At 66.0% G+C, this 24,534-nt stretch carries 27 protein-coding genes; 7 read left to right on the plus strand and 20 right to left on the minus strand.

Features of this window, described 5'->3' with window-relative positions; genetic code table 11:
* Positions 1-208: 208 nt before the first annotated feature.
* The 6 genes from ACQR1F_RS07475 to ACQR1F_RS07500 all read right to left on the minus strand — a co-directional run bounded on the left by ACQR1F_RS07475 (position 209) and on the right by ACQR1F_RS07500 (position 4,910).
* Positions 209-772: a MerR family transcriptional regulator gene (locus ACQR1F_RS07475; protein WP_315805816.1), complete on the minus strand. Its 564-nt coding sequence runs from the start codon at positions 770-772 to the stop codon at positions 209-211.
* Positions 773-904: 132 nt separating this feature from the next.
* Positions 905-1,261: an integration host factor subunit alpha gene (locus ACQR1F_RS07480; RefSeq protein ID WP_315740211.1), complete on the minus strand. Its 357-nt coding sequence runs from the start codon at positions 1,259-1,261 to the stop codon at positions 905-907.
* Positions 1,262-1,393: 132 nt separating this feature from the next.
* Positions 1,394-2,368, minus strand: a complete 975-nt coding sequence (locus ACQR1F_RS07485) for a beta-ketoacyl-ACP synthase III (protein ID WP_315805817.1) — start codon at positions 2,366-2,368, stop codon at positions 1,394-1,396.
* Positions 2,365-3,426 (minus strand): phosphate acyltransferase PlsX, encoded by a 1,062-nt coding sequence (gene plsX, locus ACQR1F_RS07490; protein ID WP_315805818.1) that lies wholly within the window; start codon positions 3,424-3,426, stop codon positions 2,365-2,367. The genes ACQR1F_RS07485 and plsX overlap by 4 nt, the downstream gene beginning before the upstream one ends.
* A gap of 319 nt (positions 3,427-3,745) precedes the next feature.
* A complete protein-coding gene (locus tag ACQR1F_RS07495; RefSeq protein WP_316237433.1) occupies positions 3,746-4,369 on the minus strand; it encodes a YceD family protein in 624 nt (207 codons plus the stop codon).
* A gap of 4 nt (positions 4,370-4,373) precedes the next feature.
* A complete protein-coding gene (locus ACQR1F_RS07500) occupies positions 4,374-4,910 on the minus strand; it encodes a ubiquinol-cytochrome C chaperone family protein (protein ID WP_315805820.1) in 537 nt (178 codons plus the stop codon).
* A gap of 129 nt (positions 4,911-5,039) precedes the next feature.
* Between ACQR1F_RS07500 and ACQR1F_RS07505 the strand changes: the two genes are divergently transcribed.
* The 3 genes from ACQR1F_RS07505 to ACQR1F_RS07515 all read left to right on the plus strand — a co-directional run bounded on the left by ACQR1F_RS07505 (position 5,040) and on the right by ACQR1F_RS07515 (position 7,969).
* Entirely contained in the window at positions 5,040-5,501 is a 462-nt protein-coding gene (locus tag ACQR1F_RS07505) for an outer membrane protein assembly factor BamE (protein WP_315805821.1), read from the plus strand.
* 156 nt (positions 5,502-5,657) lie between these two features.
* Positions 5,658-6,665 (plus strand): Bug family tripartite tricarboxylate transporter substrate binding protein, encoded by a 1,008-nt coding sequence (locus ACQR1F_RS07510; RefSeq protein WP_316217822.1) that lies wholly within the window; start codon positions 5,658-5,660, stop codon positions 6,663-6,665.
* Between the two features lie 221 nt (positions 6,666-6,886).
* A complete protein-coding gene (locus tag ACQR1F_RS07515) occupies positions 6,887-7,969 on the plus strand; it encodes a DUF2336 domain-containing protein (RefSeq protein WP_434908673.1) in 1,083 nt (360 codons plus the stop codon).
* A gap of 74 nt (positions 7,970-8,043) precedes the next feature.
* Here the strand turns inward: ACQR1F_RS07515 and ACQR1F_RS07520 are convergent, their stop codons facing one another.
* From ACQR1F_RS07520 to ACQR1F_RS07580, 13 genes are all read right to left on the minus strand, one after another.
* Positions 8,044-10,164, minus strand: coding sequence for a sodium-translocating pyrophosphatase (locus ACQR1F_RS07520; protein ID WP_315805823.1), 2,121 nt, complete (start codon positions 10,162-10,164; stop codon positions 8,044-8,046).
* A 202-nt stretch (positions 10,165-10,366) separates the two neighbouring features.
* Positions 10,367-11,359 carry a thiamine-phosphate kinase gene (thiL, locus tag ACQR1F_RS07525; RefSeq protein ID WP_434882652.1) on the minus strand — a complete coding sequence of 331 codons (993 nt, stop codon included), beginning with the start codon at positions 11,357-11,359 and terminating at the stop codon, positions 10,367-10,369.
* 238 nt (positions 11,360-11,597) lie between these two features.
* Entirely contained in the window at positions 11,598-12,107 is a 510-nt protein-coding gene (nusB, locus tag ACQR1F_RS07530) for a transcription antitermination factor NusB (protein ID WP_434882653.1), read from the minus strand.
* Position 12,108: 1 nt separating this feature from the next.
* Complete coding sequence (ribH, locus tag ACQR1F_RS07535; protein WP_434882654.1) at positions 12,109-12,600, minus strand: 6,7-dimethyl-8-ribityllumazine synthase; 492 nt, start codon at positions 12,598-12,600, stop codon at positions 12,109-12,111.
* Between the two features lie 182 nt (positions 12,601-12,782).
* Positions 12,783-13,391 carry a riboflavin synthase gene (locus tag ACQR1F_RS07540; protein WP_434882655.1) on the minus strand — a complete coding sequence of 203 codons (609 nt, stop codon included), beginning with the start codon at positions 13,389-13,391 and terminating at the stop codon, positions 12,783-12,785.
* Positions 13,391-14,542, minus strand: a complete 1,152-nt coding sequence (gene ribD / locus ACQR1F_RS07545; RefSeq protein ID WP_434882656.1) for a bifunctional diaminohydroxyphosphoribosylaminopyrimidine deaminase/5-amino-6-(5-phosphoribosylamino)uracil reductase RibD — start codon at positions 14,540-14,542, stop codon at positions 13,391-13,393. Before ribD ends, ACQR1F_RS07540 begins: the two co-directional genes overlap by 1 nt.
* Positions 14,539-15,024, minus strand: a complete 486-nt coding sequence (gene nrdR, locus ACQR1F_RS07550) for a transcriptional regulator NrdR (protein ID WP_011927287.1) — start codon at positions 15,022-15,024, stop codon at positions 14,539-14,541. The genes ribD and nrdR overlap by 4 nt, the downstream gene beginning before the upstream one ends.
* A 14-nt stretch (positions 15,025-15,038) precedes the next feature.
* Positions 15,039-16,343: a serine hydroxymethyltransferase gene (gene glyA / locus ACQR1F_RS07555; RefSeq protein ID WP_434912760.1), complete on the minus strand. Its 1,305-nt coding sequence runs from the start codon at positions 16,341-16,343 to the stop codon at positions 15,039-15,041.
* Between the two features lie 187 nt (positions 16,344-16,530).
* Positions 16,531-16,935 carry a hypothetical protein gene (locus ACQR1F_RS07560; RefSeq protein ID WP_434882658.1) on the minus strand — a complete coding sequence of 135 codons (405 nt, stop codon included), beginning with the start codon at positions 16,933-16,935 and terminating at the stop codon, positions 16,531-16,533.
* 180 nt (positions 16,936-17,115) lie between these two features.
* Positions 17,116-17,337, minus strand: coding sequence for a hypothetical protein (locus ACQR1F_RS07565; protein ID WP_006612770.1), 222 nt, complete (start codon positions 17,335-17,337; stop codon positions 17,116-17,118).
* Positions 17,338-17,355: 18 nt separating this feature from the next.
* Positions 17,356-17,580: a hypothetical protein gene (locus ACQR1F_RS07570; RefSeq protein ID WP_315805831.1), complete on the minus strand. Its 225-nt coding sequence runs from the start codon at positions 17,578-17,580 to the stop codon at positions 17,356-17,358.
* A 211-nt stretch (positions 17,581-17,791) separates the two neighbouring features.
* Entirely contained in the window at positions 17,792-18,304 is a 513-nt protein-coding gene (gene ldtR / locus ACQR1F_RS07575; RefSeq protein WP_008962376.1) for a transcriptional regulator LdtR, read from the minus strand.
* Positions 18,305-18,664: 360 nt separating this feature from the next.
* Entirely contained in the window at positions 18,665-19,132 is a 468-nt protein-coding gene (locus tag ACQR1F_RS07580) for a DUF6163 family protein (RefSeq protein ID WP_315711435.1), read from the minus strand.
* Between the two features lie 221 nt (positions 19,133-19,353).
* On the opposite strand from ACQR1F_RS07580, the gene hemB reads away from it, so the two are divergent.
* From hemB to ACQR1F_RS07595, 3 genes are all read left to right on the plus strand, one after another.
* A complete protein-coding gene (gene hemB, locus ACQR1F_RS07585; RefSeq protein WP_434882659.1) occupies positions 19,354-20,415 on the plus strand; it encodes a porphobilinogen synthase in 1,062 nt (353 codons plus the stop codon).
* A 186-nt stretch (positions 20,416-20,601) separates the two neighbouring features.
* Positions 20,602-21,135 carry an RDD family protein gene (locus ACQR1F_RS07590; protein ID WP_316217817.1) on the plus strand — a complete coding sequence of 178 codons (534 nt, stop codon included), beginning with the start codon at positions 20,602-20,604 and terminating at the stop codon, positions 21,133-21,135.
* A 91-nt stretch (positions 21,136-21,226) separates the two neighbouring features.
* Positions 21,227-22,003 (plus strand): arginyltransferase, encoded by a 777-nt coding sequence (locus ACQR1F_RS07595; RefSeq protein WP_315720511.1) that lies wholly within the window; start codon positions 21,227-21,229, stop codon positions 22,001-22,003.
* Positions 22,004-22,085: 82 nt separating this feature from the next.
* Here ACQR1F_RS07595 and ACQR1F_RS07600 read toward each other — a convergent pair whose 3' ends face one another.
* Positions 22,086-23,468, minus strand: coding sequence for an Nramp family divalent metal transporter (locus ACQR1F_RS07600; RefSeq protein WP_434912761.1), 1,383 nt, complete (start codon positions 23,466-23,468; stop codon positions 22,086-22,088).
* 201 nt (positions 23,469-23,669) lie between these two features.
* On the opposite strand from ACQR1F_RS07600, the gene ACQR1F_RS07605 reads away from it, so the two are divergent.
* Entirely contained in the window at positions 23,670-24,461 is a 792-nt protein-coding gene (locus ACQR1F_RS07605; RefSeq protein ID WP_315805835.1) for a class I SAM-dependent methyltransferase, read from the plus strand.
* Positions 24,462-24,534: the final 73 nt, after the last annotated feature.

Below are 24,534 nucleotides of genomic sequence, written 5' to 3' on the forward strand. Positions count from 1 at the left end.
TGTAGCCGTGATCCGAGCCCGATGCAAGGCACGGCGGGTGGGTTTCCTTGGGGGGCATGGGGCTGCCAGATTGAACGGAGACCGGGGACCCCCACCCCCTCCCCGCAAGGGGAACGGGAGCGCAGCCGACCTGCGGCTCTCGGGGTGGGTTACAACGCGGGATCACCGGCCGTGCCCGGCGAATTCTCAGTGACGCGCGCTGTGCGCCTCAGACGTCCTTCATCGCGCGGTCGAGCAGCGCGCGGCAGTCGAGCAGGTCCTTGAGCACGCCCTGGAGCTTGTCACGCTCCTCCGGCTTCATCCCGGCGCGGGTGGGCGGGCCGACGCGGAAGGTGTCGAGGATGTCGTCCTCGGTGTCGACGAAGCGGAAGTCGATGCCCTCCTCGTCGGAAGCCTCCTCCTCCTCGTCCTCCGATTCGACCTCGGCCTCGCCGATCGGCTCCTCTTCCATCATCGCCTGGCCGAGGGTCTCCTCCATCGCGCCGAACGAGACCGCGGCGGAGCTGTCGGCCAGTCCCTGGACCGACTTGACGCCGTGCTCCTTGAGGATCCGCTGCACCCCCTTGATGGTGTAGCCTTCGCCGTACAGCAGGCGGCGGATGCCCTTGAGCAAATCGACGTCGTCGGGCCGGTAATAGCGCCGGCCGCCGCTCCGCTTCATCGGCTTGATCTGGGCGAACCGCGTCTCCCAAAACCGCAGCACGTGCTGCGGGATGTCGAGCTCCTGCGCGACCTCGCTGATCGTCCGAAACGCATCCGGCGCCTTGTCCAAATGCCCGTTCCCCTTCGACCGTGCTGCCAAGAAAGTGGGAGACTACGCTGATTCGACTGGACGAACTGCACGCGGGACGAAGGTAACGCGTCGATACCGCCTCGCCGGACGATGCGGCGGGCCAGCCCGGCCCTATTCCGGCTCGGCGCCGAACTCGGCGCTGGCCTCGCCATTCATCTTGCCGTTGCCCTGCTGGCCGTTGATGCGCTGCTTGAGGATCGCGGACGGCTTGAACACCATGACCCGCCGCGGCGAGATCGGCACTTCCGTGCCCGTCTTCGGGTTACGTCCGATGCGCTGACCCTTCTTGCGCACCATGAACGACCCGAACGACGATAGCTTGACCGTCTCGCCGCGCTCGAGGCAGTCGGTGATCTCCTTCAAGACCAGCTCGACGAACGCAGACGACTCCGTCCGCGACAGCCCCACCTTCTGGTAGACTGCCTCGCAGAGATCGACGCGTGTGACTGTTTTTCCGGTTCCCGCCATCGCCTGCCCCAAACTCTCGGCGAATAATTCGCTCCGGAAATTAAGAGGTTAAGCGGCGGTGGTCAACAGCAGCGTGAATAGAAGTACGGGCCCTCATGCCGATCTAAGGCGTAATCCCGCCGCGCGGCAGGCTCACCAGCGCACCAAAGCCGAGCCCCAGGTGAAGCCGCCGCCCATCGCCTCCAGCAGAACCACGTCGCCCTTCTTGATGCGGCCGTCCTTGACGGCCACGTCGAGCGCCAGAGGGATCGAGGCAGCGGAGGTATTTCCATGCCGATCGACCGTCAACACCACCTTCTCCGGCGCGATGTGCAGCTTGTGCGCCGAAGCATCGATGATTCGCTTGTTGGCCTGGTGCGGCACGAACCAGTCGATGGTCTCGGCCGACAGGCCGGTGGCATCGAAGGCGTCGACGATCACGTCGGTGATCATGCCGACCGCGTGCTTGAACACCTCGCGGCCTTCCATCCGCAGATGCCCGACGGTCTGGGTCGAGGACGGTCCGCCATCGACATAGAGCTTGGCCTTGTGGCGACCATCGGACCGCAGGTGAGTCGTGAGCACGCCGCGATCGGCCGAGGTCCCCCCCTGCTCCTGAGCGTCGAGGACCAGCGCGCCGGCGCCGTCGCCGAACAGCACGCAAGTGGTGCGGTCGTTCCAGTCGAGGATGCGCGAGAAGGTCTCGGCGCCGATCACCAGCGCGCGCTTGAACTGGCGGCTGCGCAGGAAATTATCCGCGGTCGCGAGCGCATAGACGAAGCCCGAGCACACCGCCTGCAGGTCGAACGCCGCGCCATGATGGATGCCGAGGCCGTTCTGCACCGCCACGGCCGTCGCCGGAAAGGTGTTGTCCGGGGTCGAGGTGCCCAACACGATCAGATCGATTGACTGCGGATCGACATCGGCCGCGGCCAGCGCGGCACGGGCCGCGTTGATCGCGAGATGCGAGGTGAATTCGCCGTCGGCTGCGACGTGGCGCTCACGAATGCCGGTGCGCTGCACGATCCACTCGTCGGAGGTCTCGATGCGGCTTGCCAGCTCGGCATTGGTCACGACCCGCTGCGGGAGGTAGGAGCCACAGCCGAGCACGACCGAACGAATTGTCACGAGACAGCCTCCTGGGCGACGGGTTCGGACGCCGGTGCGCCGCCGTCGGGATTGAGTGTTTGATTGATCTTGGTCAGGAGATCGTAGCGGGCCATCTCATAGCCAACCCTGACCGCCGAGGCAAAGCCCTCGGCATCGGTTCCGCCGTGGCTCTTGACCACCATCCCCTTGAGCCCGAGCACCACGCTGCCGTTGGATTTGCGCGGGTCGAGCCGGGCCCGCAGGGCGGCGAACGCGCCGCGTGCCAACACGTAGCCGATCCGGGCCAGCAGACTGGCCTGGATCGCGCCGCGCAGGAAATCCGTGACCTGGCGCACCGTGCCCTCGGCCGTCTTCAGCGCGATGTTGCCGCTGAAGCCCTCGGTCACGACCACGTCGGCGGCGCCCTTGCCGATGCCGTCGCCCTCGACGAAGCCGATATAGTCGAGCTGCGGCAGGTTCATCGCGCGGAGCTGCTCGGCCGCCTCGCGGATCTCCTCATGGCCCTTGATCTCCTCGACACCGATGTTGAGGAGGCCGACGGTCGGCCTGGGCTTGTTGAACAGCACGCTCGCCAGCGCGCCGCCCATCACTGCCAGCGCGACGAGGTGGTGGGCGTCGCCGCCGATCGTCGCGCCGAGGTCGAGCACCACCGATTCGCCGCGCGCAGTCGGCCAGATCGCGGCCAGAGCCGGCCGGTCGATCCCGTCCAGCGTGCGCAGGCAGAAGCGCGCCATCGCCACCAGCGCGCCGGTGTTGCCTGCGGACACGGCGACGTCGGCCTCTCCCTTCTTCACCGCCTCGAGCGCGAGCCACATCGACGACGTCTTGCGGCCGCGCCGGAGCGCCTGGCTCGGCTTGTCCTCCATGCTGACGGCGACATCGGTGTGAACGACGCGCGAGACTGCCTTCAGCCGCGGATGCCGGTCGAGTTCGGGAACGATCTTGGCACTGTCGCCGAACAGCAGAAACTCCGCATCCGGATGGCGGCTCAGCGCGATCGCGGCACCGGGGATGACGACGGCCGCGCCGAAATCCCCGCCCATGGCGTCCAGCGCGATTCGAACCTTTTGAGGCATGACGTCCCGGAAACCTGATCTCGAGCTTTGTCTCGTCTTGGCCGTGATTTGGTTGGCCGTGTTTGGCGGTCGTTCAGAGGCATTGCGCGGCCGATGGACAGGCCAGAGGCCGTCCGGGCCTTTTCGTCGCACCCCGACCCGGGCGCGACAATAGCGTCTCTCCGTGTCGAAACAACCTCCCGGGAGCGATGCATTTTGCAACCGCCGCGCCGGTCCGGGACCGGTAGCGCCCCGTCTTTTCGTTCGAAATCAGCGACTTGAGAGAATTTTGACAAGCTTTGTGACAGGATCGCGCGGCAGCGGCCTGCACAATTGCGCGTCAATCCTCACCCGTTTTCTTCGCTTTGACCGCGCCCGGCCCGACGGCATCTGCCGGCTTCAGCGCCTTCAGCGCGGCGAAGGGATGGTCCGCCGGATCGGAGGCCTCGGCGGGCTGCTCGAACACCGCGCCCGGTTTGCGCGGATACGGATCGATCCCCAGGAACAGCGCGTCGGCGGCGAGCCGGCCGAGGTCGATCTGCCCACCGACGATCGGCTCGGGCGGATCGGCCGTCTCGACCTCGCTGTTCGGGTCGTCCTCGACCAGGTCGGCAAGCTCCGGAATCTGCTCCGGCGGGGCAAACATCTGGTCGATCGGCTCGTCGATCTCGGTCTCGATCGGATCGAGCGTGACGACGCAGGTCTGGCCGATCCGGGCGCGCACCCGGCCCTCGACATGCACCTTGCCGTCACGCTTCAGGGCCACGTCGAACGAGGCTTTGGCCGAAAGCACCTCGCGCAGATCGGCGATCTCTGCCAACGCCCGGCGCGTGGCCGGATCGGCCTCGATCTCGCGATGCAGGCCGGCGTCCGGGATTTGCGCCACGATCACCGGCGGCGCGCGCCAGGGGTCCTTGGAAGGGTCTCGCGCCGTTTCGCGCGACGTGTCTCTGTCTCTGGTCATGTCGCTAGTCCTGCTGAACCGGCCGCGGGAAGCTCCAGCCGGCGCCGAGCAGCCTGTTGTCGTCGAGGGCGGCGAGGTCGGCCGCCACCCGGGCCGCATAGGCGGCAAGTCCGGCCGCGCTGTCGGGATGCTCGCCGTTCAAGATATTCTTCTGCAGCGCCTCCGCCAGCCGGGCCTCGCTCTCCGACCAGGCCAGATCATAGGCGGCAGTGCGGCCATAGAACGCCTCGCCGAACTTCTGCATGCGCTTCGGAACGGTCAGATCACCCACCCCCATCTCGCGGAGATTGTCGTCCATGTCGTCGCAGAACCGGTCGAACAGGGCCTGCGACAGCGCCGACCCCACCCCGCGCAGCCGCCGCAGCACCAGCCAGAGATGCAGAATCAGCAGATCGAACCGTCCTTCCACCGTGTCAGGGACATTCAAGTGTCTATAAAACAACGGGTCTCGGGTTTGTGCCACGATCGCGCCATAGATCGGCTCGATGGTCCCGCGCGGGGACGGTCGGGATTTCCTGAGATGGTTGAATGGCCAGAGCATGACGGTTCCGCGGTCGAGTTTCCCTGACCCTGTTCAGGGGCATGTTGCAATCCGCAAGTTTGCCCGGTACGTCAACGCCCTGCCCGACGCAAGGGGACGGGATCCGATCTGAAGAAGATGACCCAGACAATGCGAACGACTGCCCGCCTGCTCACCCGTGGCCTGAGCCCCCGTCTGCGCACCCTTGGTGCGATCGCGCTGACCTGTCTGGCGCTCGGCGCCTGCACCGGCGAGCAGTTCCAGAAGGGCTACATCATGCCGCCGGGCGCGCTGGAGCAGATTCCGATCGGCGCCAGCCAGGACCAGGTGCTGATCGTGATGGGCACGCCCTCGACGGTGGCGACGCTCGACGGCGAGGTGTTCTACTACATCTCGCAGCGCGCCGAGCGCCCGGTCGCCTTCATGAACCAGAAGGTGGTCGATCAGCGCGTCATCGCGATCTATTTCGACAAGAACCGCCAGGTCCGCCGGCTCGCCAATTACGGCATGAAGGACGGCAAGATCTTCGACTTCGTCAGCCGCACCACGCCGACCTCCGGCCAAGAGCTCAGCTACCTGACGCCGCTGTTCAAGCTGCTCAGCTTCAACTGATCCCGACCCGATCGCCGCAGCCCGGAATATGATTCCGGGCCACGGCACAAAGCCGGACCGCTGCGCTGATTGGCGCAGCCCGTGCGCAATTCGCCGGCTTGCTCTGGCGCTGCAATCTTCCCTACCCTGCTGGAAAACATCAGCAGGGAGGAATCATTGGCTCATCGCATCGCGCTGTCGCGCCGCAAGCTCTTGTCCGGCGCCGCGGCGCTGTCCACCGCCGCCATCCTGCCGCGCGCGAGTCTCGCCGACTGGCGCCCGACCGAGACGATCAAGCTGATCGTGCCCGCTGCGCCCGGCGGCAGCACCGACGTCATGGGCCGGCTGCTCGCGGCGCATCTGCAGACCGCCTGGGGACAGTCGGCCGTGGTCGAGAATCGCTCCGGCGGTGGCGGCACGATCGGCGCCGCCGAGGTCGCGCGCAACACCAAGGGCGACGGCCATACGGTCCTGATCGGCAACCCCGGTCCGAACGCGATCGCCTATTCGATCTTCCGCAACCTCGCCTACAAGCCGGATCAGTTGCAGGCGGTCTCCAACATGATCCGCATCCCGAACATCGTCTCGGCGCATCCCTCCACCGGCATCAAGTCGATTCCCGAGCTGATCGCCTATCTCAAGGCCAATCCCGATAAGCTCAACTACGCCTCGTCCGGCGTCGGCCAGAGCCCGCATCTCACCGGCGCATGGTTCCTGCAGCTCACCGGGCTGAAGATGACGCACATCCCGTTCCGCGGCGCCGGCCCGGCGCTGCAGGCTGCCCTGGCGGGCGACGTCCAGATCCTGTTCGACAATCTGTTTCCGTCATTGCCGCAGGTCCAGGAGGGCAAGCTCACCGGCTTGTGCGTGACGACACCGGAGCGCAGCGCCAACGCGCCGGAGCTGCCGACGATGCGCGAGAGCGCGCCGGAGCTCGCCAAGTTCGACGTGTCGTCCTGGTTCGGCGTATTCCTGCCCAAGGCCTGCCCGCCGGAGATCGTCAGCGCGCTCAACCTGCAGGTCAAGGCGATGCTGGAGCGCGAGGACATCGCCAAGAACATCGCGGCCATGGGCGCGCGGGCGGACTACGGCACGCCGCAGCAGTTCGGCGACTTCGTCCAGGCCGAGACAGCCAAATTCGCCTCGATCATCCAGAAGGAAGGCCTGCAGATGGATGTGCAGTAGCCCTCGGAGCCCGGCCGGCCACGTCGCAGCGGAGTATTGCAACAGGGCTCGTGGTGTAACGGCACCTTAAGCGGGATGGTGCGATAGATGGCGGCCGCGCGCCTTTGATCTGGTCCTGAGATACCGTCAAGCGGATGCCTGGCCGACCACCTTCGCGTGGATGCGGTCCGAGCACCGTCCGAGGGGCAGGCGCCGGCGATGTCCATCGCATGAGCCGTGCCTTGCCCAACGACGTCCTCCACCAGCTCGAAGACATTCTCGCCAGCCGCTACGTCTCGCGGCGCGCGGAGATTCTCGAGCGCGTCACCGACCTGTTCGTCTTCGGTTCGGGCAAGTTCAACGAAGAGCATGTCGATCTGTTCGACCACGTGCTGTTCAAGCTGCTCGACAACGTCGCCATTGCGGCGCGGGCGCAGCTCGGCAGCCGGCTCGCGGGGCTGCCCGACGCACCGCTACGCCTGCTCCGACTGCTCGCGAGCGACGAGACGATCGCGGTGGCAGGTCCCGTGCTGCGCCAGAGCGATCGGCTCGACGAGGAGACCCTGGTCGCGACCGCGCAGACCCGGGGCCAGGAGCATCTGCTCGCGATCTCCGACCGCAAGATCCTGACCGAGTCCGTCACCGATGTTCTGGTCGATCGCGGCAATCAGGCCGTGGTGTCGAACACCGCCAACAATGGCGGCGCGCGCTTTTCCGATCACGGCTTCTACGGCCTGGTGACGAAGGCGTCCGACGATCCCAACCTCGCCTTGAAACTCTGGAGCCGGCCCGACAGTCCGCGCGAGGTGCTGGTGCGGCTGTTCGTCGAAGCCTCCGACGCGGTGCGCAGCCAGCTCGCCAGCGCCGACGCGGCGCGCGCCGAGATCGTCGAACGCGCCGTTGCGCAGGCATCGGACCAACTGCAGGCGGCAGCGCGGACGCGCTCGGCCGATTTCGTCACCGCCAAGGACTATGTCGAGCTGCTGCACGCGACTGGCCAGCTCCACGAGGCGCAACTGCACGGTTTCGCCAAGGAAGGCAGCTTCGACAAGGTCACGCTGGCGCTGGCGCTGATGTGCAAGCTGCCGCTCGACGTGGTCGAGCGCGCCTTCGTGCGCAAGCAGCCGGACCAGCTCCTGGTGCTCGCCAAGGCGCTGGACCTGTCCTGGGTCACGACGACGACGCTGCTGTTCATGCAGGCCAACGCGAGCGGCAGCGCGCGCCCGCAGCTCGATCAGCATCTGGCGAGCTTCTCGCAGATGCAGCCGCGAACCGCTCAGAGCACGTTGCAGTCGTATCGCACGCGGCAGCGCGCAGCCGAGTAGCAAACAACACAGTCTCATGAAAAACCCCGCGGCTCACGCCGCGGGGTCTTTATTCGTCAGGACAATTGCTCCGCTCAATGCGCGAGGATTGCCAGCAGCAGCAGCGCCACGATGTTGGTGATCTTGATCATCGGGTTCACGGCAGGGCCGGCCGTGTCCTTGTAGGGGTCGCCGACGGTGTCACCCGTCACCGCCGCCTTGTGGGCATCCGAGCCCTTGCCGCCGAAGTGACCGTCCTCGATGTACTTCTTGGCGTTGTCCCAGGCGCCGCCGCCCGAGGTCATCGAGATCGCCACGAACAGGCCGGTGACGATGACGCCGAGCAGCATGGCGCCGACGGCGGAGAACGCCGCCGACTTGCCGGCCGCGCCGCCGCCCGCGATCGCGTAGATCAGGAAGTAGACGACGATCGGCGACAGCACCGGCAGCAGCGAGGGGATGATCATCTCCTTGATCGCCGCCTTGGTCAGCAGGTCGACGGCCCTGCCGTAATCCGGCTTGTCGGTGCCCTGCATGATGCCCGGCTTCTCGCGGAACTGCCGGCGCACCTCCTCGACGATCGCGCCGGCGGCACGGCCGACCGCGGTCATGCCCATGGCGCCGAACAGATATGGCAGCAGGCCGCCGAACAGCAGGCCAACCACGACGTAGGGGTTGTTCAGCGAGAAGTCCGGCTTGATGCCGGCGAAGTAAGGATGCTTCGCGGAGTCGGCGATGAAGAACTGCAGGTCCTGGTTATAGGCCGCAAACAGCACCAGCGCGCCGAGACCGGCGGAGCCGATCGCATAGCCCTTGGTGACCGCCTTGGTGGTGTTGCCGACCGCGTCGAGCGCGTCGGTCGACTTGCGGACCTCCTTCGGCAGGCCGGCCATTTCGGCAATGCCGCCGGCATTGTCGGTGACTGGACCGAAGGCGTCGAGCGCGACGATCATGCCGGCCAGCGCCAGCATCGTCGTGGTCGCGATCGCGATGCCGAACAGGCCGGCGAGGCTGTAGGTGACCAGGATGCCGGCGATGATCACGATCGCGGGCAGCGCGGTCGATTCCATCGAGATCGCGAGGCCCTGGATCACGTTGGTGCCGTGACCCGTGACCGAGGCCGAAGCGATCGACTTCACCGGGCGGAAGTCGGTGCCGGTGTAGTATTCGGTGATCCAGATGATCAGGCCGGTCACGACGAGGCCGACGACACCACAGACGAACAGCGCGGTGCCGGTGTAGTCGACGCCATCGAGCTTGCCGAAGCCGATCAGCCACGCAATGGCAATCGCGACGCCGGCGAGCGAGAGCACGCCGGTCGCGATCAGGCCCTTGTACAGCGCGCCCATGATCGACTGGCTGGCGCCGAGCTTGACGAAGAAGGTGCCGGCGATCGAGGTGATGATGCAGATGCCGCCGATGGCGAGCGGCAGGGTCATCATGTTGGCGAGCAGCGATGACTTGGCGAAGAAGATCGCAGCCAGCACCATGGTGGCGACCGCGGTCACCGCGTAGGTCTCGAACAGGTCGGCGGCCATGCCGGCGCAGTCACCGACGTTGTCGCCGACGTTGTCGGCGATGGTCGCGGGGTTGCGCGGATCGTCCTCGGGAATGCCGGCTTCGACCTTGCCGACGAGGTCACCGCCGACGTCGGCGCCCTTGGTGAAGATGCCGCCGCCGAGACGGGCGAAGATCGAGATCAGCGATGCGCCGAAGCCGAGCGCGACCAGCGCGTCGATCACGGTGCGGCTGTCGGGCGCGAGCTTCATGAAGCCGGTGAGAACGCCGAAGTAGATCGTGACGCCGAGCAGCGCCAGACCCGCGACGAGCAGACCGGTGATGGCGCCGGCCTTGAAGGCGAGCTCGAGGCCGCCTGCGAGCGAGGTGGTCGCAGCCTGCGCGGTGCGGACGTTGGCGCGCACCGACACGTTCATGCCGATGAAGCCGGCGGCGCCGGAGAGGATCGCGCCGATCGCAAAGCCGACCGCCACGAGCATGCCGAGGAAATACGCAAGGAGCACGAAGATCACGACGCCGACGATTCCGATCGTCGTATATTGGCGGCGGAGATAGGCCTGCGCGCCCTCACGCACGGCCGCCGCAATTTCCTGCATGCGCGCATTGCCGGCGTCCGCACCCAGGACCGATGAAGTGGCCCAGATCGCATAGACGATCGACAGCGCTCCGCAGAGCACGATCACCCATAAAGCTGACATTTAGTTTCCTCGGCTCTTTGCTTTTTTGAACTACGTCACGCCGCGATGGTGCGACGCACGCCCCCTATCAGGCCGCTCCGGGCGGAGCCGCCTCGAACATCATGAAGCTTGCCAAAATCGCCATGATGACGCAACGCCGCGACGCCTGAACCGCTCCAAATTCAGACGCTTCTTTGGTCGCATTGTGCGGTGCAAATAGGTGTCAGAAGTGGCTGAAGGACAAACGCGTCAGTGTGACGGGACGGCCCTGCCCGTCCAGGAAGCGCGGGGCTCGCGCCCCTTCGACGATGGCGCCGATGTCCGTGACGGCAACGCCCGCCGTCTCGGCTGCAGCACGGAACGCTGCGCATCGCGCTGCGGGAACAGTGCAGAGGATCTCGTAATCGTCGCCGCCCGAGATCATGCTTTCAAGCTGCGCGGCCCCGACAGCAAGCAGCTTCGCCGCTGCCGGCGATCGTGGAATGTGGGACAGCACGATGTCGGCGCTCACGGAAGAGGCGGCGCAGAGCTTGGCCAGGTCGCCCGCGAGGCCATCAGACACATCCATCGAGGCGGTCGCGCAGTCTCTCACGGCCGCAGCCAGTGCATTGCGCGGCTGTGGCGTGCGATAACGGCCGACCAGCATATCCCGCGCGGCGGGATCGTCGGCCAGCGCCGTGGCCTCGGTTGTGCCCGTCAGGATGCGCAGGCCGAGCGCGGCGTCGCCGATGGTCCCGCTCACCATCACCCGGTCGCCAGGACGCGCGCCGAAGCGATGCACCATCCGGCCCCTGGGCACCCGCCCCCAGGCCGCGATCGAGATCATCACGGGACCGGGCGTCGACACGGTGTCGCCGCCGAGCAGCGGACAGCCGAACGCGGCGGCGTCCTCGCCGAGGCCACGCGCGAACTGCGTCAGCCAGGCGTCGTCCTTCTCGCGCAGCGCGAGCGTCAGGACGAAGCCAGCGGGCACGGCGCCCTTGGCGGCGAGATCGGACAGGTTCACCCGCAGCGCCTTGCGCGCGATGGTGTCGGGGGGATCGTCGGCGAGATAATGGACGCCTTCGACGATGGCGTCGGTCTTGACGACGATGTCGTCCCCATCGGCGGGAATGATCGCAGCGTCGTCGACGAGACCGAACGCGCCGGGGTCGGTCGCCAGCGGCTTGAAATAGCGGGCAATGAGGGAGTCTTCGCCGGAGGGGTTTTGGGTCACAGCCCCCCTCCCCGCTCTCCGCTGTCATCGCCCGGCTTGCCGCCTTCGCTAAAGCTTCGGCGCGCCCTTGCATTCGTCGCCGCGCCGGAGCCGATAGACGAAGGCGGGACCGGGCGATCCAGTACGCCGCGCTCGTCTCTGGAATGCTGGATCACCCGCTTTCGCGGGTGATGACAGTCGAGGAAAGACACTGGCATCGCACCGGTTCGCAGCGATCGTGCTCCGGCGCCCCCCATCGCTACTTCGGCCCCATCTCGTCGCCGCGGTATTGCCGGGCGAGTTGCTCCAGCACGGCGTTGACCATGCCGGTCTCGTCGCGCTCGACGAAGGCATGGGCGATGTCGACATATTCGGACACGACGACCTTGGCCGGCACGTCCTTGCGCCGCTCCAGCTCATAGGCGCCGGCGCGCAGCACAGCGCGCAGGATCGCCTCGATCCGCTGCAGCGGCCAGCCGCGCTCCAGCGCCGCGTCGAGCACCGGATCGATCTTGGTCTGGTCGCGCACCACGCCGGAGACGATGTCACGGAAGAAGGCAGCCTCCGCCGGCAGATACTGCTCGCCCTCGACCTCGTTGCCGAGCCAATGGCTCTCGAACTCGGCCAGCACGTCGTTGATGCCGGCGCCAGCAATGTCCATCTGGTAGAGCGCCTGGACGGCGGCGAGCCGCGCCGCGCCACGGCGGTTGGCCTTGCGGTCGCCGGCGCGGATCGGGCCCTTGGACGGCTTGTTGCTGCTCTCGGCCATCTCAGCCTCGCGACAGACGGCGTTTGATGCGCAGCACGGCGAGCGCGGCGCGGGCGGCATCGCCGCCCTTGTTCATCTCAGAGAGGCGGGCGCGCGCCCAGGCCTGGTCCTCGTTGTTGACGGTGAGGATGCCGTTGCCGAGCGGCAGGCCGCGCGCCACCGACAGATCCATCAGGGCCCGCGAGGATTCCTGCGACACGATCTCGAAATGGATGGTGTCGCCGCGGATGACGCAGCCGAGCGCGATCGCCGCATCATAAGGCTTGCCGGTCTTGGCGGCAGCATCGAGCGCAATGGCAATAGTCGCCGGAATCTCCAGCGAGCCAGTGACGGTGAGCACCTCGTAGCTCACGCCGGCCGCCTTCAGCTCGGCGGTGGCGCCCTCCAGCAGGGCGTCCTGAAGGTCGTCGTAGAAGCGGGCCTCGACGATCAGCGCCCGGGCGCCGGAGATGTCGGTCTGGTCTTTGAGCGGCGCGCGCCGTGCGTCTGCCATGGTTCTGTTTCCATTGTCTTCAGGTGCCTCGCCCCAAGGGAGCGGCGATCCGGCCGCGTCGCGAAGGGCGAGATGAAATCGGCCTCATGCTGCGAGACGACACATCGGCGCCTCCTCGCCACGAGGGCTGGCCTTGTAGGCGCGAGCGCCCGCAAAGCCAAGACGGAAAGCCTCCTTCGAGGCTACTTCATTTCCGTGAGGCGCGCGGCATAGCGCGCCATCAGGTCGACCTCGAGATTGACCTCACTGCCGGCCTGCCAGGACGACAGCGTGGTGACCGACAGCGTATGCGGAATGATCAGCACCGAGAAGGCCAGTTCGTCGACGGTGTTGACCGTGAGCGAGACGCCGTCGAGGGTGACCGAGCCCTTGGTGGCGATGAAGCGCGCCAGATCCCGCGTTGTCTTCAGCACGAACCTTGCCATGTCAGGCAGGTTGTCGCGGCTGACGATGGTCGCGATGCCGTCGACATGGCCTGCGACGATGTGGCCACCGAGCTCGTCGCCGATCTTCAGGGCCCGCTCGAGGTTCAGCTTTGTGCCGACGCGCCAGTGCTTGGCCGTGGTCAGTGCCAGCGTCTCCGCGGCGGCGTCGACCTCGAACCAGGTCGTCCCATCGGTGACGCCGGACTGCACGACCGTGAGGCAGACGCCATTGTTGGCGATGGATGCGCCATCGGCGATGCTGGCCTGGTCATAATGGCAGGCAATGCGCAGCCGGTGCAGCTTGCCCTCGGTCCGCGGCGTCAGGCTGGCGATCTCGCCGATGTCGGTGACGATGCCGGTAAACATTACGCGCGCTCGTAAATCGTAAGGGTGTCGGGATCGAGCGTTTCGCTAGCACGAACGCGATAGGCCGGCGACTGCGTGATTGCGGTCAGCGGCAATGCGTCCAGCGCAGCGATGCCGTCGGCCCCGATCTCGCCGGGACCGCGCAGCAGCCAGATTTCATCGACCAGGCCACTCGCCATGAAGGATGAGGCGACGCGGCTGCCGCCCTCGATCATCAGGCGGGTGATGCCCTTCTCAGCCAGCGCCTTGAGCACGGCGGGGGGCTCCAGCGCCGAGGGCTCGGCCTGCGGCGGCACGCGGATCACCTGGGCACCGGCAGCACCGAGCTTGGTCGCCGCCGCGGGCTCGGCAAGCGCTGACGCGACCATCCAGAGCGGCGTGGTTCGCGCTGATTGCACCAAACGGCTGGTCATGGGCAGCCGCAGCATCGGATCGAGCACCACGCGCACCGGCGAGCGGGCCTCCATGCCGGGCAGCCGGCAGGTCAGCAGCGGATCATCGGCGATCGCGGTGCGCACGCCGATCAGGATCGCGTCACTCTGGGCACGCAACATATGCACGCGCGTCCGCGCCGCCTCGCCGGTGATCGCGACCGGCTTGTTGCCCGCGGCTGCAATCTTGTCGTCGGCCGAGACCGCAAGCTTCAGGATCACATGCGGCCGGCCATCGCGGATGCGCCGGAAATGGCCAGCATGATCGCGCTTGGCGTCCGCCGAGCAGAGGCCGACTTCAACCTGGATGCCGGCAGCGCGGAGCTTGGCATGCCCCTGCCCTGCGACCTCCGGATTGGGATCCTCGATCGCCGACACGACGCGGCTGATTCCGGCTGCGATGACGGCGTCCACGCAAGGCGGCGACTTGCCGAAATGCGAGCATGGCTCCAGCGTCACATAGAGTGTGGCGCCCTTCGCGGCCTTGCCGGCGCGATTCAAGGCCTCGGGCTCGCCATGAGGGCGTCCACCGGGCTGGGTCCAGCCGCGGCCGATGATGAGGCCGTCCTTGACCACGACGGCACCGACCGCCGGGTTAGGCCAGGTCCGCCCCTGCCCGCGACGGCCGAGCGACAGCGCGAGCTGCATGAAGCGGCGGTCGGCGTCCTTCTGCGCCTTCAGCTTCTCGCCGACCTGATCGACCAGGACCCGGAAGATCATTTGCGGACCGGCGCCAGCCGCGGCGTCTCGTCCTCGGCCGAGAGCTCGCCGAGCACGGCCTCGAAGTCCTTGGCCTCCCGGAAATTGCGGTACACCGAGGCGAAGCGGACATAAGCGACGTCGTCGAGATCGCGCAGATGCTCCATCACGATCTCGCCGATCGCCTCCGAGGACACCTCGGACTCGCCGCCGCTCTCGAGCTCGCGCACGATCGCCGAGACCATCTTCTCGACCCTTTCAGGATCGACCGAGCGCTTGCGCAGCGAGATCTGCACCGAGCGCATCAGCTTGTCGCGATCGAACGGCACGCGGCGGCCATTGCGCTTGATGACGGTGAGTTCGCGCAGCTGCACCCGCTCGAAGGTCGTGAAGCGGAAGTTGCAGGTGACGCAGACCCGCCGCCGCCGGATCACCGAGGAATCCTCGGTGGGGCGGGAGTCCTTCACCTGCGTATCGAGGCTGTTGCAGCTCGGGCAGCGCATCGTGGCTTCAAGCCTTACTGATAGATCGGGAACCGGTCGGTCAGCGCCTTCACCTTCGCCTTGACCGCAGCTTCCACCAGCGGCGCGCTGCCGTCCGGCGCCTGCGCGATCGCGTTCAGCACCTCGGCGATCAGGCTGCCGACCTGCTGGAATTCACCGACGCCGAAGCCACGGGTGGTCGCGGCCGGCGTACCGAGTCGCAGGCCGGAGGTGACGAACGGCTTCTCGGGGTCGAACGGAATGCCGTTCTTGTTGCAGGTGATGCCGGCGCGGACCAGCGCCTTCTCCGAGACGTTGCCCTTCAGGCTCTTCGGCCGGAGGTCGACCAGCATCAGATGGTTGTCGGTGCCGCCGGAGACGATGTCAAAGCCGTGGGCGCGCAGCGATTCCGCCAGCGCCTTCGCGTTCTCGACGATGTTCTTCGCGTAGACCTTGAACTCGGGCCGCAGCGCCTCGGCAAAGGCCACCGCCTTGGCCGCGATCACGTGCATCAGCGGGCCGCCCTGCAGGCCCGGGAAGATCGCCGAGTTGAATTTCTTGGTGAACTGCTCGTCGTTCCACAGGATGAGGCCGCCGCGCGGACCGCGCAGCGACTTGTGCGTGGTGGTCGTGGTGACGTGAGCGTAGGGCACCGGGGAGGCATGGACGCCACCCGCAACGAGACCAGCAAAGTGGGCCATGTCGACCAGCAGATAGGCGCCGACGCTGTCGGCGATCTCGCGGAAGCGCTTGAAATCCCACGGGCGCGAATAGGCGCTGCCGCCGGCGATGATCAGCTTCGGCTTCACTTCCTCGGCCTGCCTGGCGACCGCATCCATGTCGATCAGGTGGTCGTCGCGGCGCACGGTGTAGTGCGCGGCCTTGAACCACTTGCCGGACATGTTGACCGGCGAACCGTGGGTCAGATGGCCGCCGGCGGCGAGGTCGAGGCCCATGAAGGTGTCGCCGGGCTGCAGCAGCGCCAGGAACACCGCCTGGTTCATCTGGCTGCCCGAGTTCGGCTGGACGTTGGCGAAATTGGCACCGAACAGCTTCTTGGCGCGGTCGATCGCGAGGTTCTCGGCGACGTCGACCCATTCGCAGCCGCCATAATAGCGCGCGCCCGGGTAGCCCTCGGCATACTTGTTGGTCATCACCGAGCCCTGGGCTTCCAGGACCGCGCGGCTGACGATGTTCTCCGAAGCGATCAGCTCGATCTCGTGTCGTTGTCGACCGAGTTCACCCTTGATGGCGGCAGCGATCTCGGGATCGGCCTCGGCCAGGGTGGCGGAGAAGAAGGAATCGACTGACGAGGCGGGCTTGGCGCTGGAAGCGGTCATCGGCGGAATATCTCCACGTCCGCAAGGCCTTGGGCGGCCGGCGGTCGGTTCAGTGAAGGCGGTCGGAAAAGACCCCTGCCCTTACCATACGGGCGGCGGCAGGCCAAGGGACAGACCAAGCGGTTGCGGGTCAAACCGGATATTTGCGCCAGATATGGTGGACGGCCGCTGGAGCAAGCCCCCGTGCTCAGGCCCCGCCACAGGAGTGCCAGCTTTCCGACATCTGCCAGGTTTTCTTGGTCCGGAGATTGGTCGCCTTGTAGATTCGTCCCCGGTCATCGCCGGGCGGGCATTTCTTCGGCTTCCAGACGGTGCAGAGCCGCACGGGATCGCTCAGTTTGGAATGCGCGACGGCGGCATTCCATGCCGAGTCGATCTGCTCGGCGCCGTTCTGGTACAGCACGTGGACGCCCTGATCCATTATGGGCTCACCATACTCGTCGAGCTTCTCGCCGAGCTTGAACGGGGTCGGCGACAGCGGCTCATCGAACCGACCAGCAATTTTCGTGATCGTCGTCTCCGCGCAGGCTCCAACTCTGGCCAGCGCTTCTCGACTGTTCGGTCCCTTCTGGGGCCAGACCGTCTCAGCCATGCTCCTCGTGGGCAGACTCAGCTCGCCGCACGCGAAGGCCAAGAGTCCCACCGTGGCAATAACTCGGGACACCAAACGCATCGATCCCCCAAAAATAAACAACCTGCATGAAACCTGACGGTCTCATACAGGTTGTCGGTATCATGAGGCAAGCGCGCGAGCCATCGCGCGCCGATGACATCAGAGGCCGGTGTAGCCGGCCTTCACCGGATCGACGCGGCCGTCGAGCTGGCGCAGGTAGGTCAGGCCGCACACCGTGAGACGATGCGGGTCACGCTCGCCGGCTTCGAACAAGGTCTGGATGTAGGCGCTGACCTTGCGCCGCGCTTCCTCGCTGGCCGCCGCGGTGCGGTTCGCCAGCAGGTCGTAGGTATGCATGATCCGATCGATGGCAGCTTCCATATCAACCCCTCTTGATGGTCAGGCCGCAGAGGCCATCTCGAACATCGAGATCGCCTTGTTCGCGAGTCTGAGCTTGTTGAATTCTCCGCGGTGAATCAGCTGTACGATCATGTCGACGAGCTGCTCGTTCGGCGTGATGGTATCCGTCATCGCCCCCGACAGCCGCAGGTAGTTGGCCGCGATCGCATAGGCGTCGCTCACCAGCTCCACGTTCATGACCTGCATTCCGTAATCGTGCAGCATCACCCGACCTCCGCGGGAGACAAGTCCGAGAGGCGATATTGGTTCCAGTTCGGAGTGGATGTTTTTCGCAACAGCGAACGAAGTGAGCCACGACAAAAGAAAAAAGCGCCGGCCCAGCAGGGGCCGACGCAAGGTCGAACTCAGAGGATCGAGGGCTGTCCGGTCTTCTCTCGATGTCTGAGGCCGGATCAGCCGAAACGATGAAGCCGGCTCAGAGACGATACAGGATCTGGTCGGTCCAGAACCGCTCGAGGCGGTGCAGCGACTTGTTGAGCGTTGAGAACTCCTCGCTCGAAATGCCGCCGACCTGCTCCACGGTCTTGACGTGCTTCTGATACAGCGAGTCGACGATGCGGCGGATCTCCTGGCCCTGGGGGGTCAGGCGGATGCGGACCGAGCGGCGATCGACGCGCGAGCGCTGGTGATCAAGGAAGCCGAGCTCGACGAGCTTCTTCAGGTTGTAGGAGACGTTGGAGCCGAGATAGTAGCCGCGCGTGCGCAGCTCGCCCGCGGTCAGCTCCTTGTCGCCGATGTTATAGAGCAGCAGCGCCTGGACCGAATTGATGTCGGAACGACCACGGCGGTCGAACTCGTCCTTGATGACGTCGAGCAGGCGGCGATGCAGCCGCTCCACCAGCGTCAGAGCTTCCAGATAGAGCGACTGGACGGTGCCGCCCTGGCCCGGCGCAGCAGTCTCCACGGCCGTCGCAACGGCTTTCATCATGACACTTCCCCTGTCGTCGTTTTTGTCGACTTATTCGACGAAACTTTTGTCCCGTCTGATAGAACGAACTTAAGGGGCGTGCTTTGAAGATCGCCTTAAATAAGAGCATAAAGAGAGAATGAATCGCGGAGAGTGAATCCTCTTTTAATCCAGTGATTACAGGGGCTTTTGCAAGGGTCCGTTGACGGACGACGGGCAATGTTCGCGCTCTGTTTCACCCCCCTGTCACATTCCAAAACAGGTGCAGTTCCCACCGCTAAGGTCTGTGTAACGGCTGTGGCAGGCGCTCTTAAGGTGTTCGAAACATTACTTGCATCGCGCTGAGAGGATTTACGGCGTGCAACGAATTTTCCTCACCACCTACGGTGGCCGCTCGCGGGCCGCCATCCAGGCCAGCACGAGGTAGGCGGCGAGCATGATCGCCTCGCCCGCGACCACCAGCAGATTGCCGCCATAGATGCCGGGGAACATCAGCTCGATGACCGCCATCGACACGACCGTGGTGAGCCACACCACCGCGCCCCACGGCGTCGCCAGCCACAGGCCGACCGCGGCGACGAGCTCGATCACCGCGAAATAGACCGTCGCCGCCTGCCAGGCCATCGCCTGGTTCTCGAACGCGTCGTCCTCGCCGCCGATGAAGCCGGTCACCTGGGCCCAATGATAAAGGCCCTTGGCGATCGAGAGCATGGCCATGACCCGCAGGAACAGCACCAGCCGCCGCGTCCAGACATTATCGTCGCTCTCGCGCCGATCCGAGGACATGGCGGCAATCGACATGGCGGCGTTGTCACGCGCCAGATCTCGCGCCGAGGGAATCTCAGCCATGGCAGCTCGAGCAGAACAGGCAGGTCGTCATTGGGGCCTCTCAAGACCAGGAGCATGGCGATTCTTGACCGGCCGGCACCGTGAAATCAACCGGGCCGGAAATCAACCGGGCCGCTTGCGTCAGGTCAAGTGACGGGCGGCGGCCGAAGTGCTACAGATTGTTGGAATTACAACAAATCAAATCCTCCGGCTCGCCGGCCAGCTCAAGGAGCCAGCACCCCATGGCGATCAAATTCGGGCGCCCGATCGACCTGCGCGACACCGCGCGCAACCCGGCCACTGCACCGATACCGGCGCTCGATCTCACCATCCGCCCCCGCCGCAACCGCAAGGCCGAGTGGGCGCGTCGGCTGGTGCGGGAGAACGTGCTCACGACGGACGATCTGATCTGGCCCCTGTTCGTGGTGCAGGGCGATCGGACCCGCAGCACGGTCGCATCGATGCCGGGCGTGGAACGGCTCAGCGTCGACGAGATCGTCCGCGATGCCGAACGCGCCGCCAAGCTCGACATCCCCTGCATCGCCCTGTTCCCCTACACCGAGCCGTCGCTGCGCGACGAGCACGGCTCCGAGGCCTGCAACCCGGACAATCTGGTTTGCCAGGCGGTGCGCGCGATCAAGAAGGAGTTTCCGGAGATCGGCGTGCTCTGCGACGTCGCGCTCGATCCGTTCACCAGCCACGGCCATGACGGCTTGATCCGGGACGGCCGCATCCTCAACGACGAGACGGTCGCGGTGCTGGTGCGCCAGGCCCTCGTGCAGGCCGAGGCCGGTTGCGACATCATCGCGCCGTCGGACATGATGGACGGCCGGGTCGGCGCGATCCGCCAGGCGCTGGATCAGGCCGGCTTCCTCGACGTGCAGATCATGGCCTATGCGGCCAAATATGCCTCCGCCTTCTACGGCCCGTTCCGCGACGCGATCGGCTCGGCCAAGACGCTCACCGGCGACAAGCGGACCTACCAGATGGACAGCGCCAACTCCGACGAGGCGTTGCGCGAGGTCGAGCTCGACATCGCCGAGGGCGCCGACATGGTGATGGTGAAGCCGGGCATGCCCTATCTCGACGTCGTCAGGCGCGTGAAGGACACCTTCAGCATGCCGACCTTCGCCTATCAGGTGTCGGGCGAATACGCGATGATCGCGGCGGCCGCCAACAATGGCTGGATCGACGGCGACCGGGCGATGATGGAGAGCCTGCTCGCCTTCAAGCGCGCCGGCGCCGACGGTGTGCTCACCTATTTCGCCCCGCAGGCTGCCGAGCGGCTGCAGCAGCAGCGCTGAGCGGGCGCCTCGGGATCTGGGTCTGCGGCGGTCTTCCGGGCGCGCCGGCTATGCGCGCGCGCCGGCTTACAAGCGGGCTTGCAAATCGCGAAATCGCCGGAAATTTGCCGCGCCCCATGCACGAACGGCTCTTGCAAGCGGAAGTGGGGTTCCCATGTCCTCTGAGCCAATCCGGAGGGCAGATTCATGGCGTATATGGGTTCAGGCGATAGCAATGGCGGTGCCGGTACCCGGCCGCACGCCTACGACCCCTATCAGCAGCCGGAATTGTTTCGCGGTGTGCTGACGCGGCGGATGATTGCATTCCTGATCGATCTCTTGGTGCTCTCCGTCCCGGTGATCCTGGCGGTGATCTTCATCGCCGTGTTCGGCCTGGTCACGCTGGGCCTCGGCTGGGCGTTGTTCTGGCTGGTGTCGCCGGCCTCGGTGATCTGGGCGATCGTCTACTACGGCGCCACGATCGGCGGCCCGAGCTCGGCGACGATCGGCATGCGGGTGATGGATCTGGAGCTCCGGACCTGGTACGGCGCGCCGGGCTACTTTGTGCTCGGTGCCGTGCATGCGGTCTGCTTCTGGATCTCCGTCTCGGTGTTGTCGCCGCTCGTGCTGCTGATCGGACTGTTCAACGGCCGCCGCCGGCTGCTGCACGACTTCGTGCTCGGCACCGTCGTGATCAACACGTCGGTGCGCTCGCAGCTGGTTGAACCGGCTCGCACGTGATGAGACGTCAGGTGGCGCAGCAAAAGCGATTGACCGGCCGCCTCCGGAGCGCAATTCTGTTGATGATCGCCTCGGAGGCTCACGACGTTCCTTGACCCAGCATTCGCGTGACACCCCGCAATTCTACCTGACCGCGCCCTCGCCCTGCCCGTATCTGCCGGGCCGGCAGGAGCGCAAGGTGTTCACGCATCTGGTCGGCGACAAGGCTACCGATCTCAACGACCTCCTGACCCATGGCGGCTTCCGCCGCAGCCAGTCGATCGCCTACCGGCCGGCCTGCGACCAGTGCCGCGCCTGCGTGTCCGTCCGCGTGATCGCCAACGAATTCCGCCCCTCGCGCAACTTCCGCAAGGTGCTCGCGCGCAATTCCGATCTGGTCGGCGAGCAGCGCAGCGCGGTGCCGACGTCGGAGCAATATTCGATCTTCCGCGGCTATCTCGATCAGCGCCATCGCCATGGCGGCATGGCCGACATGACGGTGCTCGATTACGCAATGATGGTCGAGGACAGCCATGTCGAGACGCGAATCATCGAGTACCGCCGCCGCAATCTGAGCAACGGTCCGAACGCCCGCGGTGGCGAGCTGGTCGCGGTGGCGCTGACGGACGTGCTCAGCGACGGCCTGTCGATGGTGTACTCGTTCTTCGACCCGTCGGAGACCACGCGCTCGCTCGGCACCTTCATGATCCTCGACCACATCGCCCGGGCGCGGCGCCAGGGCCTGCCCTACGTCTATCTCGGCTACTGGATCGAGGGCTCGAAAAAGATGGACTACAAGAGCCGCTATCTGCCGCAGCAGCGGCTCGCGGCGGCCGGATGGCTCCGCGTGGATGCCGAGGGCGACACCGCGCCGGAGCCGCAGGAATGAAGAAGCGAATGGCGAATAGGGAGTAGCGAATAGGGATTTGAACGACCGCTATTCGCTACTCCCTATTCGCTACTCGCCTCCATCAACCTATCGCCAGATCCCACACCAGCTTGGCATTGAGCGCGATGATCACCACCGCGATCAGGCTCGCAATCGCCGTCAGCCAGCGCGGCGCCACGAACTGCCCCATCTTGGCGCGGCTCGCGGTGAGCAGCACCAGCGGCACGATGGCGAACGGCAGTTGCAGGCTGAGCACGACCTGACTGAGGATCAGGAGCTGCCCGGTCGCCTTCTCGCCGGCCCAGATCGTCACCGCCACCGCCGGCACGATCGCGATCATGCGCGTGATCAGCCGGCGCAGCCAGGGCGCGATCCGCCAGTGGAGGAAGCCTTCCATCACGATCTGGCCGGACAGGGTCGCGGTGATCGTCGAGTTCAGGCCGCAACACAACAGCGCGATTGCAAACAGCGTCGGTGCCAGCGTCGATCCCAGGAGCGGCGCCAGGAAGGAATGCGCCTGGTCGAGCTCGGCCACGTCGCGCTGTCCGGTACGGTGGAACGTTGCCGCCGCCAGGATCAGGATCGAGGCGTTGATGGTCAGCGCCAGGCACAGCGCGATGGTGGAATCGATCGTGGAAAGCGTGATCGCCTCGCGCTTGTCCTCCGGGCTGTCGCCGTAGCCGCGCGTCTGGACCAGGCCCGAATGGAGATACAAATTGTGCGGCATCACGGTCGCGCCGAGAATGCCGAGCGCCAGATAGAGCATCTCCGGATTGGCGATCAGCTGACCGCTGGGCACGAAGCCCTTCACCACCTCGGCCCAGTCGGGCTCGGCCATCGCGATCTGGATCGCGAAGCACAGCGCGATGATGCCGAGCAGCGCGACCACGAAGGCCTCGATCCAGCGAAAGCCGAACGCCTGCAGCGCCAGGATCAGGAAGACATCGAGCGCGGTGACGCAGACGCCGATCGACAGCGGCAGCCCGAACAGCAGGCTGAGACCGATCGCTGTGCCGATCACCTCGGCGAGATCGGTGGCGGTGATCGCGATCTCCGCCGACAGCCACAGCGGCACCGAGACCCAGCGCGGGGTGGAGTCGCGACAGGCCTGGGCGAGGTCGCGGCCGGTGGCGACGCCGAGCCGCGTGCAGAGCGACTGCAGCACGATCGCCATCAGGTTGGACAGCAGCGCGACCGAGAGCAGGACGTAGCCGAATTTGGAACCGCCGGCGAGCGACGTCGCCCAATTGCCGGGGTCCATATAGCCGACGGCGACAAGGTAACCGGGTCCGAGAAAGGCCAGCAGCTTCCGCCAGAGCGACCCTTTTGTTGCGGTTCGTACCGTCGCGAACATGTCGCCGAGCGACGGATCGCCGCGCTCGCCGCGCCAGCCTGCGTTCATCAGGCGGTCGCTCGGCGGAACCATGGCGTGCAGTTGCGAAAGGTCTGACGATTTTGCGTCCATGACATCATCCTGGACGAAACCGAGCTTTAATGCAACTTATTTGCAAGTGCGTCTCCCGCCTATGGCTGCGCCTCGCAGAGAGGCTAGAAATCCTCCGATACCGCTTCATCATCGCGAGAGCCTGTTGCTGCCGATTCGCGCGCGGCCCTCGCGGGCGTGCCGCCGGCGACGGGTGCCACTGCCCCACTGACGGGATCCAACATGCTCTCCCCCCAACTCGGTCTCCGACCGGTCACGAACGCGCCCGTGCCCTGCAAGATCTGTGACGGTCCTGCCTCTCTCTACGGCGTGGTCGACATGAACCGCCCCTGCCAGACGGCCCATGCACATCGCCCGCCGCTGGCCGGCGTGCCGATCTACTACCGGCGCTGCTCGGATTGCGGCTTCCTGTTTACGGACGCCTTCGACGACTGGGGCATCGAGCAGTTCAAGACCCACATTTACAACGACGGCTACGAAGCCGTGGATCCAGACTATCGGATCAAGCGGCCAACCGACAATGCGGCGGCCGTGGCCCGCTTCTGGGCGCCGCACAAGGCCGGGATGCGGGTGCTCGACTTCGGCGGCGGCAACGACCTGTTCTGCACCGGCCTGCGCGCTCAAGGCTTTGCCGAAGCGGTCACCTATGATCCGATGGTGGCCGAGCACGCGACCCGCCCCGATCGCAAGTTCGATCTCGTGACCTGCTTCGAGACCCTCGAGCACGTGCCCGATCCGCTGGCGACGATCGGAGCCATGGCGGCCTGCGTGGCCGAGCCCGGCGCGGTGTTCTACTCCACATTGACCCAGCCAGACGATTTCGACAGCCAGGGCATGTCCTGGTGGTACGTCGCGCCGCGCAACGGCCACATCTCGATCTACACCCAGCATGCGCTGGCGCTGGCCTGGCACCGGTTCGGCTTCAAGACGGCGCCGCTGAATGCGGGCACGCATCTGGCGTTCCGCACGCTGCCTCCGGAATGGGGATTGGCCGAGGCACCGACCGCGGCATAGGCCGTCCGCCGCGCGAGGGGCGATGCAGGAGATCAGGAAGCGGGTGGGCGCAAGGAGGCGGCGCAGTGATGAT

The organism is Bradyrhizobium sp. HKCCYLS3013, assembly GCF_051167615.1.
In the GTDB taxonomy this organism is placed as follows: Bacteria; Pseudomonadota; Alphaproteobacteria; order Rhizobiales; family Xanthobacteraceae; genus Bradyrhizobium.

What these genes read in the sequence shown, in the direction of transcription:
- ACQR1F_RS07480 (WP_315740211.1), bottom strand. Translation starts at nt 1,261, where the DNA reads ATGGCGGGAACCGGAAAAACAGTCACACGCGTCGATCTCTGCGAGGCA.
- plsX (WP_315805818.1), bottom strand. Translation starts at nt 3,426, where the DNA reads ATGCCTCAAAAGGTTCGAATCGCGCTGGACGCCATGGGCGGGGATTTC.
- ACQR1F_RS07495 (WP_316237433.1), bottom strand. Translation starts at nt 4,369, where the DNA reads ATGACCAGAGACAGAGACACGTCGCGCGAAACGGCGCGAGACCCTTCC.
- ACQR1F_RS07500 (WP_315805820.1), bottom strand. Translation starts at nt 4,910, where the DNA reads ATGCTCTGGCCATTCAACCATCTCAGGAAATCCCGACCGTCCCCGCGC.
- ACQR1F_RS07505 (WP_315805821.1), top strand. Translation starts at nt 5,040, where the DNA reads ATGCGAACGACTGCCCGCCTGCTCACCCGTGGCCTGAGCCCCCGTCTG.
- ACQR1F_RS07520 (WP_315805823.1), bottom strand. Translation starts at nt 10,164, where the DNA reads ATGTCAGCTTTATGGGTGATCGTGCTCTGCGGAGCGCTGTCGATCGTC.
- nusB (WP_434882653.1), bottom strand. Translation starts at nt 12,107, where the DNA reads ATGGCCGAGAGCAGCAACAAGCCGTCCAAGGGCCCGATCCGCGCCGGC.
- ribH (WP_434882654.1), bottom strand. Translation starts at nt 12,600, where the DNA reads ATGGCAGACGCACGGCGCGCGCCGCTCAAAGACCAGACCGACATCTCC.
- ACQR1F_RS07540 (WP_434882655.1), bottom strand. Translation starts at nt 13,391, where the DNA reads ATGTTTACCGGCATCGTCACCGACATCGGCGAGATCGCCAGCCTGACG.
- ribD (WP_434882656.1), bottom strand. Translation starts at nt 14,542, where the DNA reads ATGATCTTCCGGGTCCTGGTCGATCAGGTCGGCGAGAAGCTGAAGGCG.
- nrdR (WP_011927287.1), bottom strand. Translation starts at nt 15,024, where the DNA reads ATGCGCTGCCCGAGCTGCAACAGCCTCGATACGCAGGTGAAGGACTCC.
- glyA (WP_434912760.1), bottom strand. Translation starts at nt 16,343, where the DNA reads ATGACCGCTTCCAGCGCCAAGCCCGCCTCGTCAGTCGATTCCTTCTTC.
- ACQR1F_RS07560 (WP_434882658.1), bottom strand. Translation starts at nt 16,935, where the DNA reads ATGGCTGAGACGGTCTGGCCCCAGAAGGGACCGAACAGTCGAGAAGCG.
- ACQR1F_RS07565 (WP_006612770.1), bottom strand. Translation starts at nt 17,337, where the DNA reads ATGGAAGCTGCCATCGATCGGATCATGCATACCTACGACCTGCTGGCG.
- ACQR1F_RS07570 (WP_315805831.1), bottom strand. Translation starts at nt 17,580, where the DNA reads ATGCTGCACGATTACGGAATGCAGGTCATGAACGTGGAGCTGGTGAGC.
- ldtR (WP_008962376.1), bottom strand. Translation starts at nt 18,304, where the DNA reads ATGATGAAAGCCGTTGCGACGGCCGTGGAGACTGCTGCGCCGGGCCAG.
- ACQR1F_RS07580 (WP_315711435.1), bottom strand. Translation starts at nt 19,132, where the DNA reads ATGGCTGAGATTCCCTCGGCGCGAGATCTGGCGCGTGACAACGCCGCC.
- hemB (WP_434882659.1), top strand. Translation starts at nt 19,354, where the DNA reads ATGGCGATCAAATTCGGGCGCCCGATCGACCTGCGCGACACCGCGCGC.
- ACQR1F_RS07590 (WP_316217817.1), top strand. Translation starts at nt 20,602, where the DNA reads ATGGCGTATATGGGTTCAGGCGATAGCAATGGCGGTGCCGGTACCCGG.
- ACQR1F_RS07600 (WP_434912761.1), bottom strand. Translation starts at nt 23,468, where the DNA reads ATGGACGCAAAATCGTCAGACCTTTCGCAACTGCACGCCATGGTTCCG.
- ACQR1F_RS07605 (WP_315805835.1), top strand. Translation starts at nt 23,670, where the DNA reads ATGCTCTCCCCCCAACTCGGTCTCCGACCGGTCACGAACGCGCCCGTG.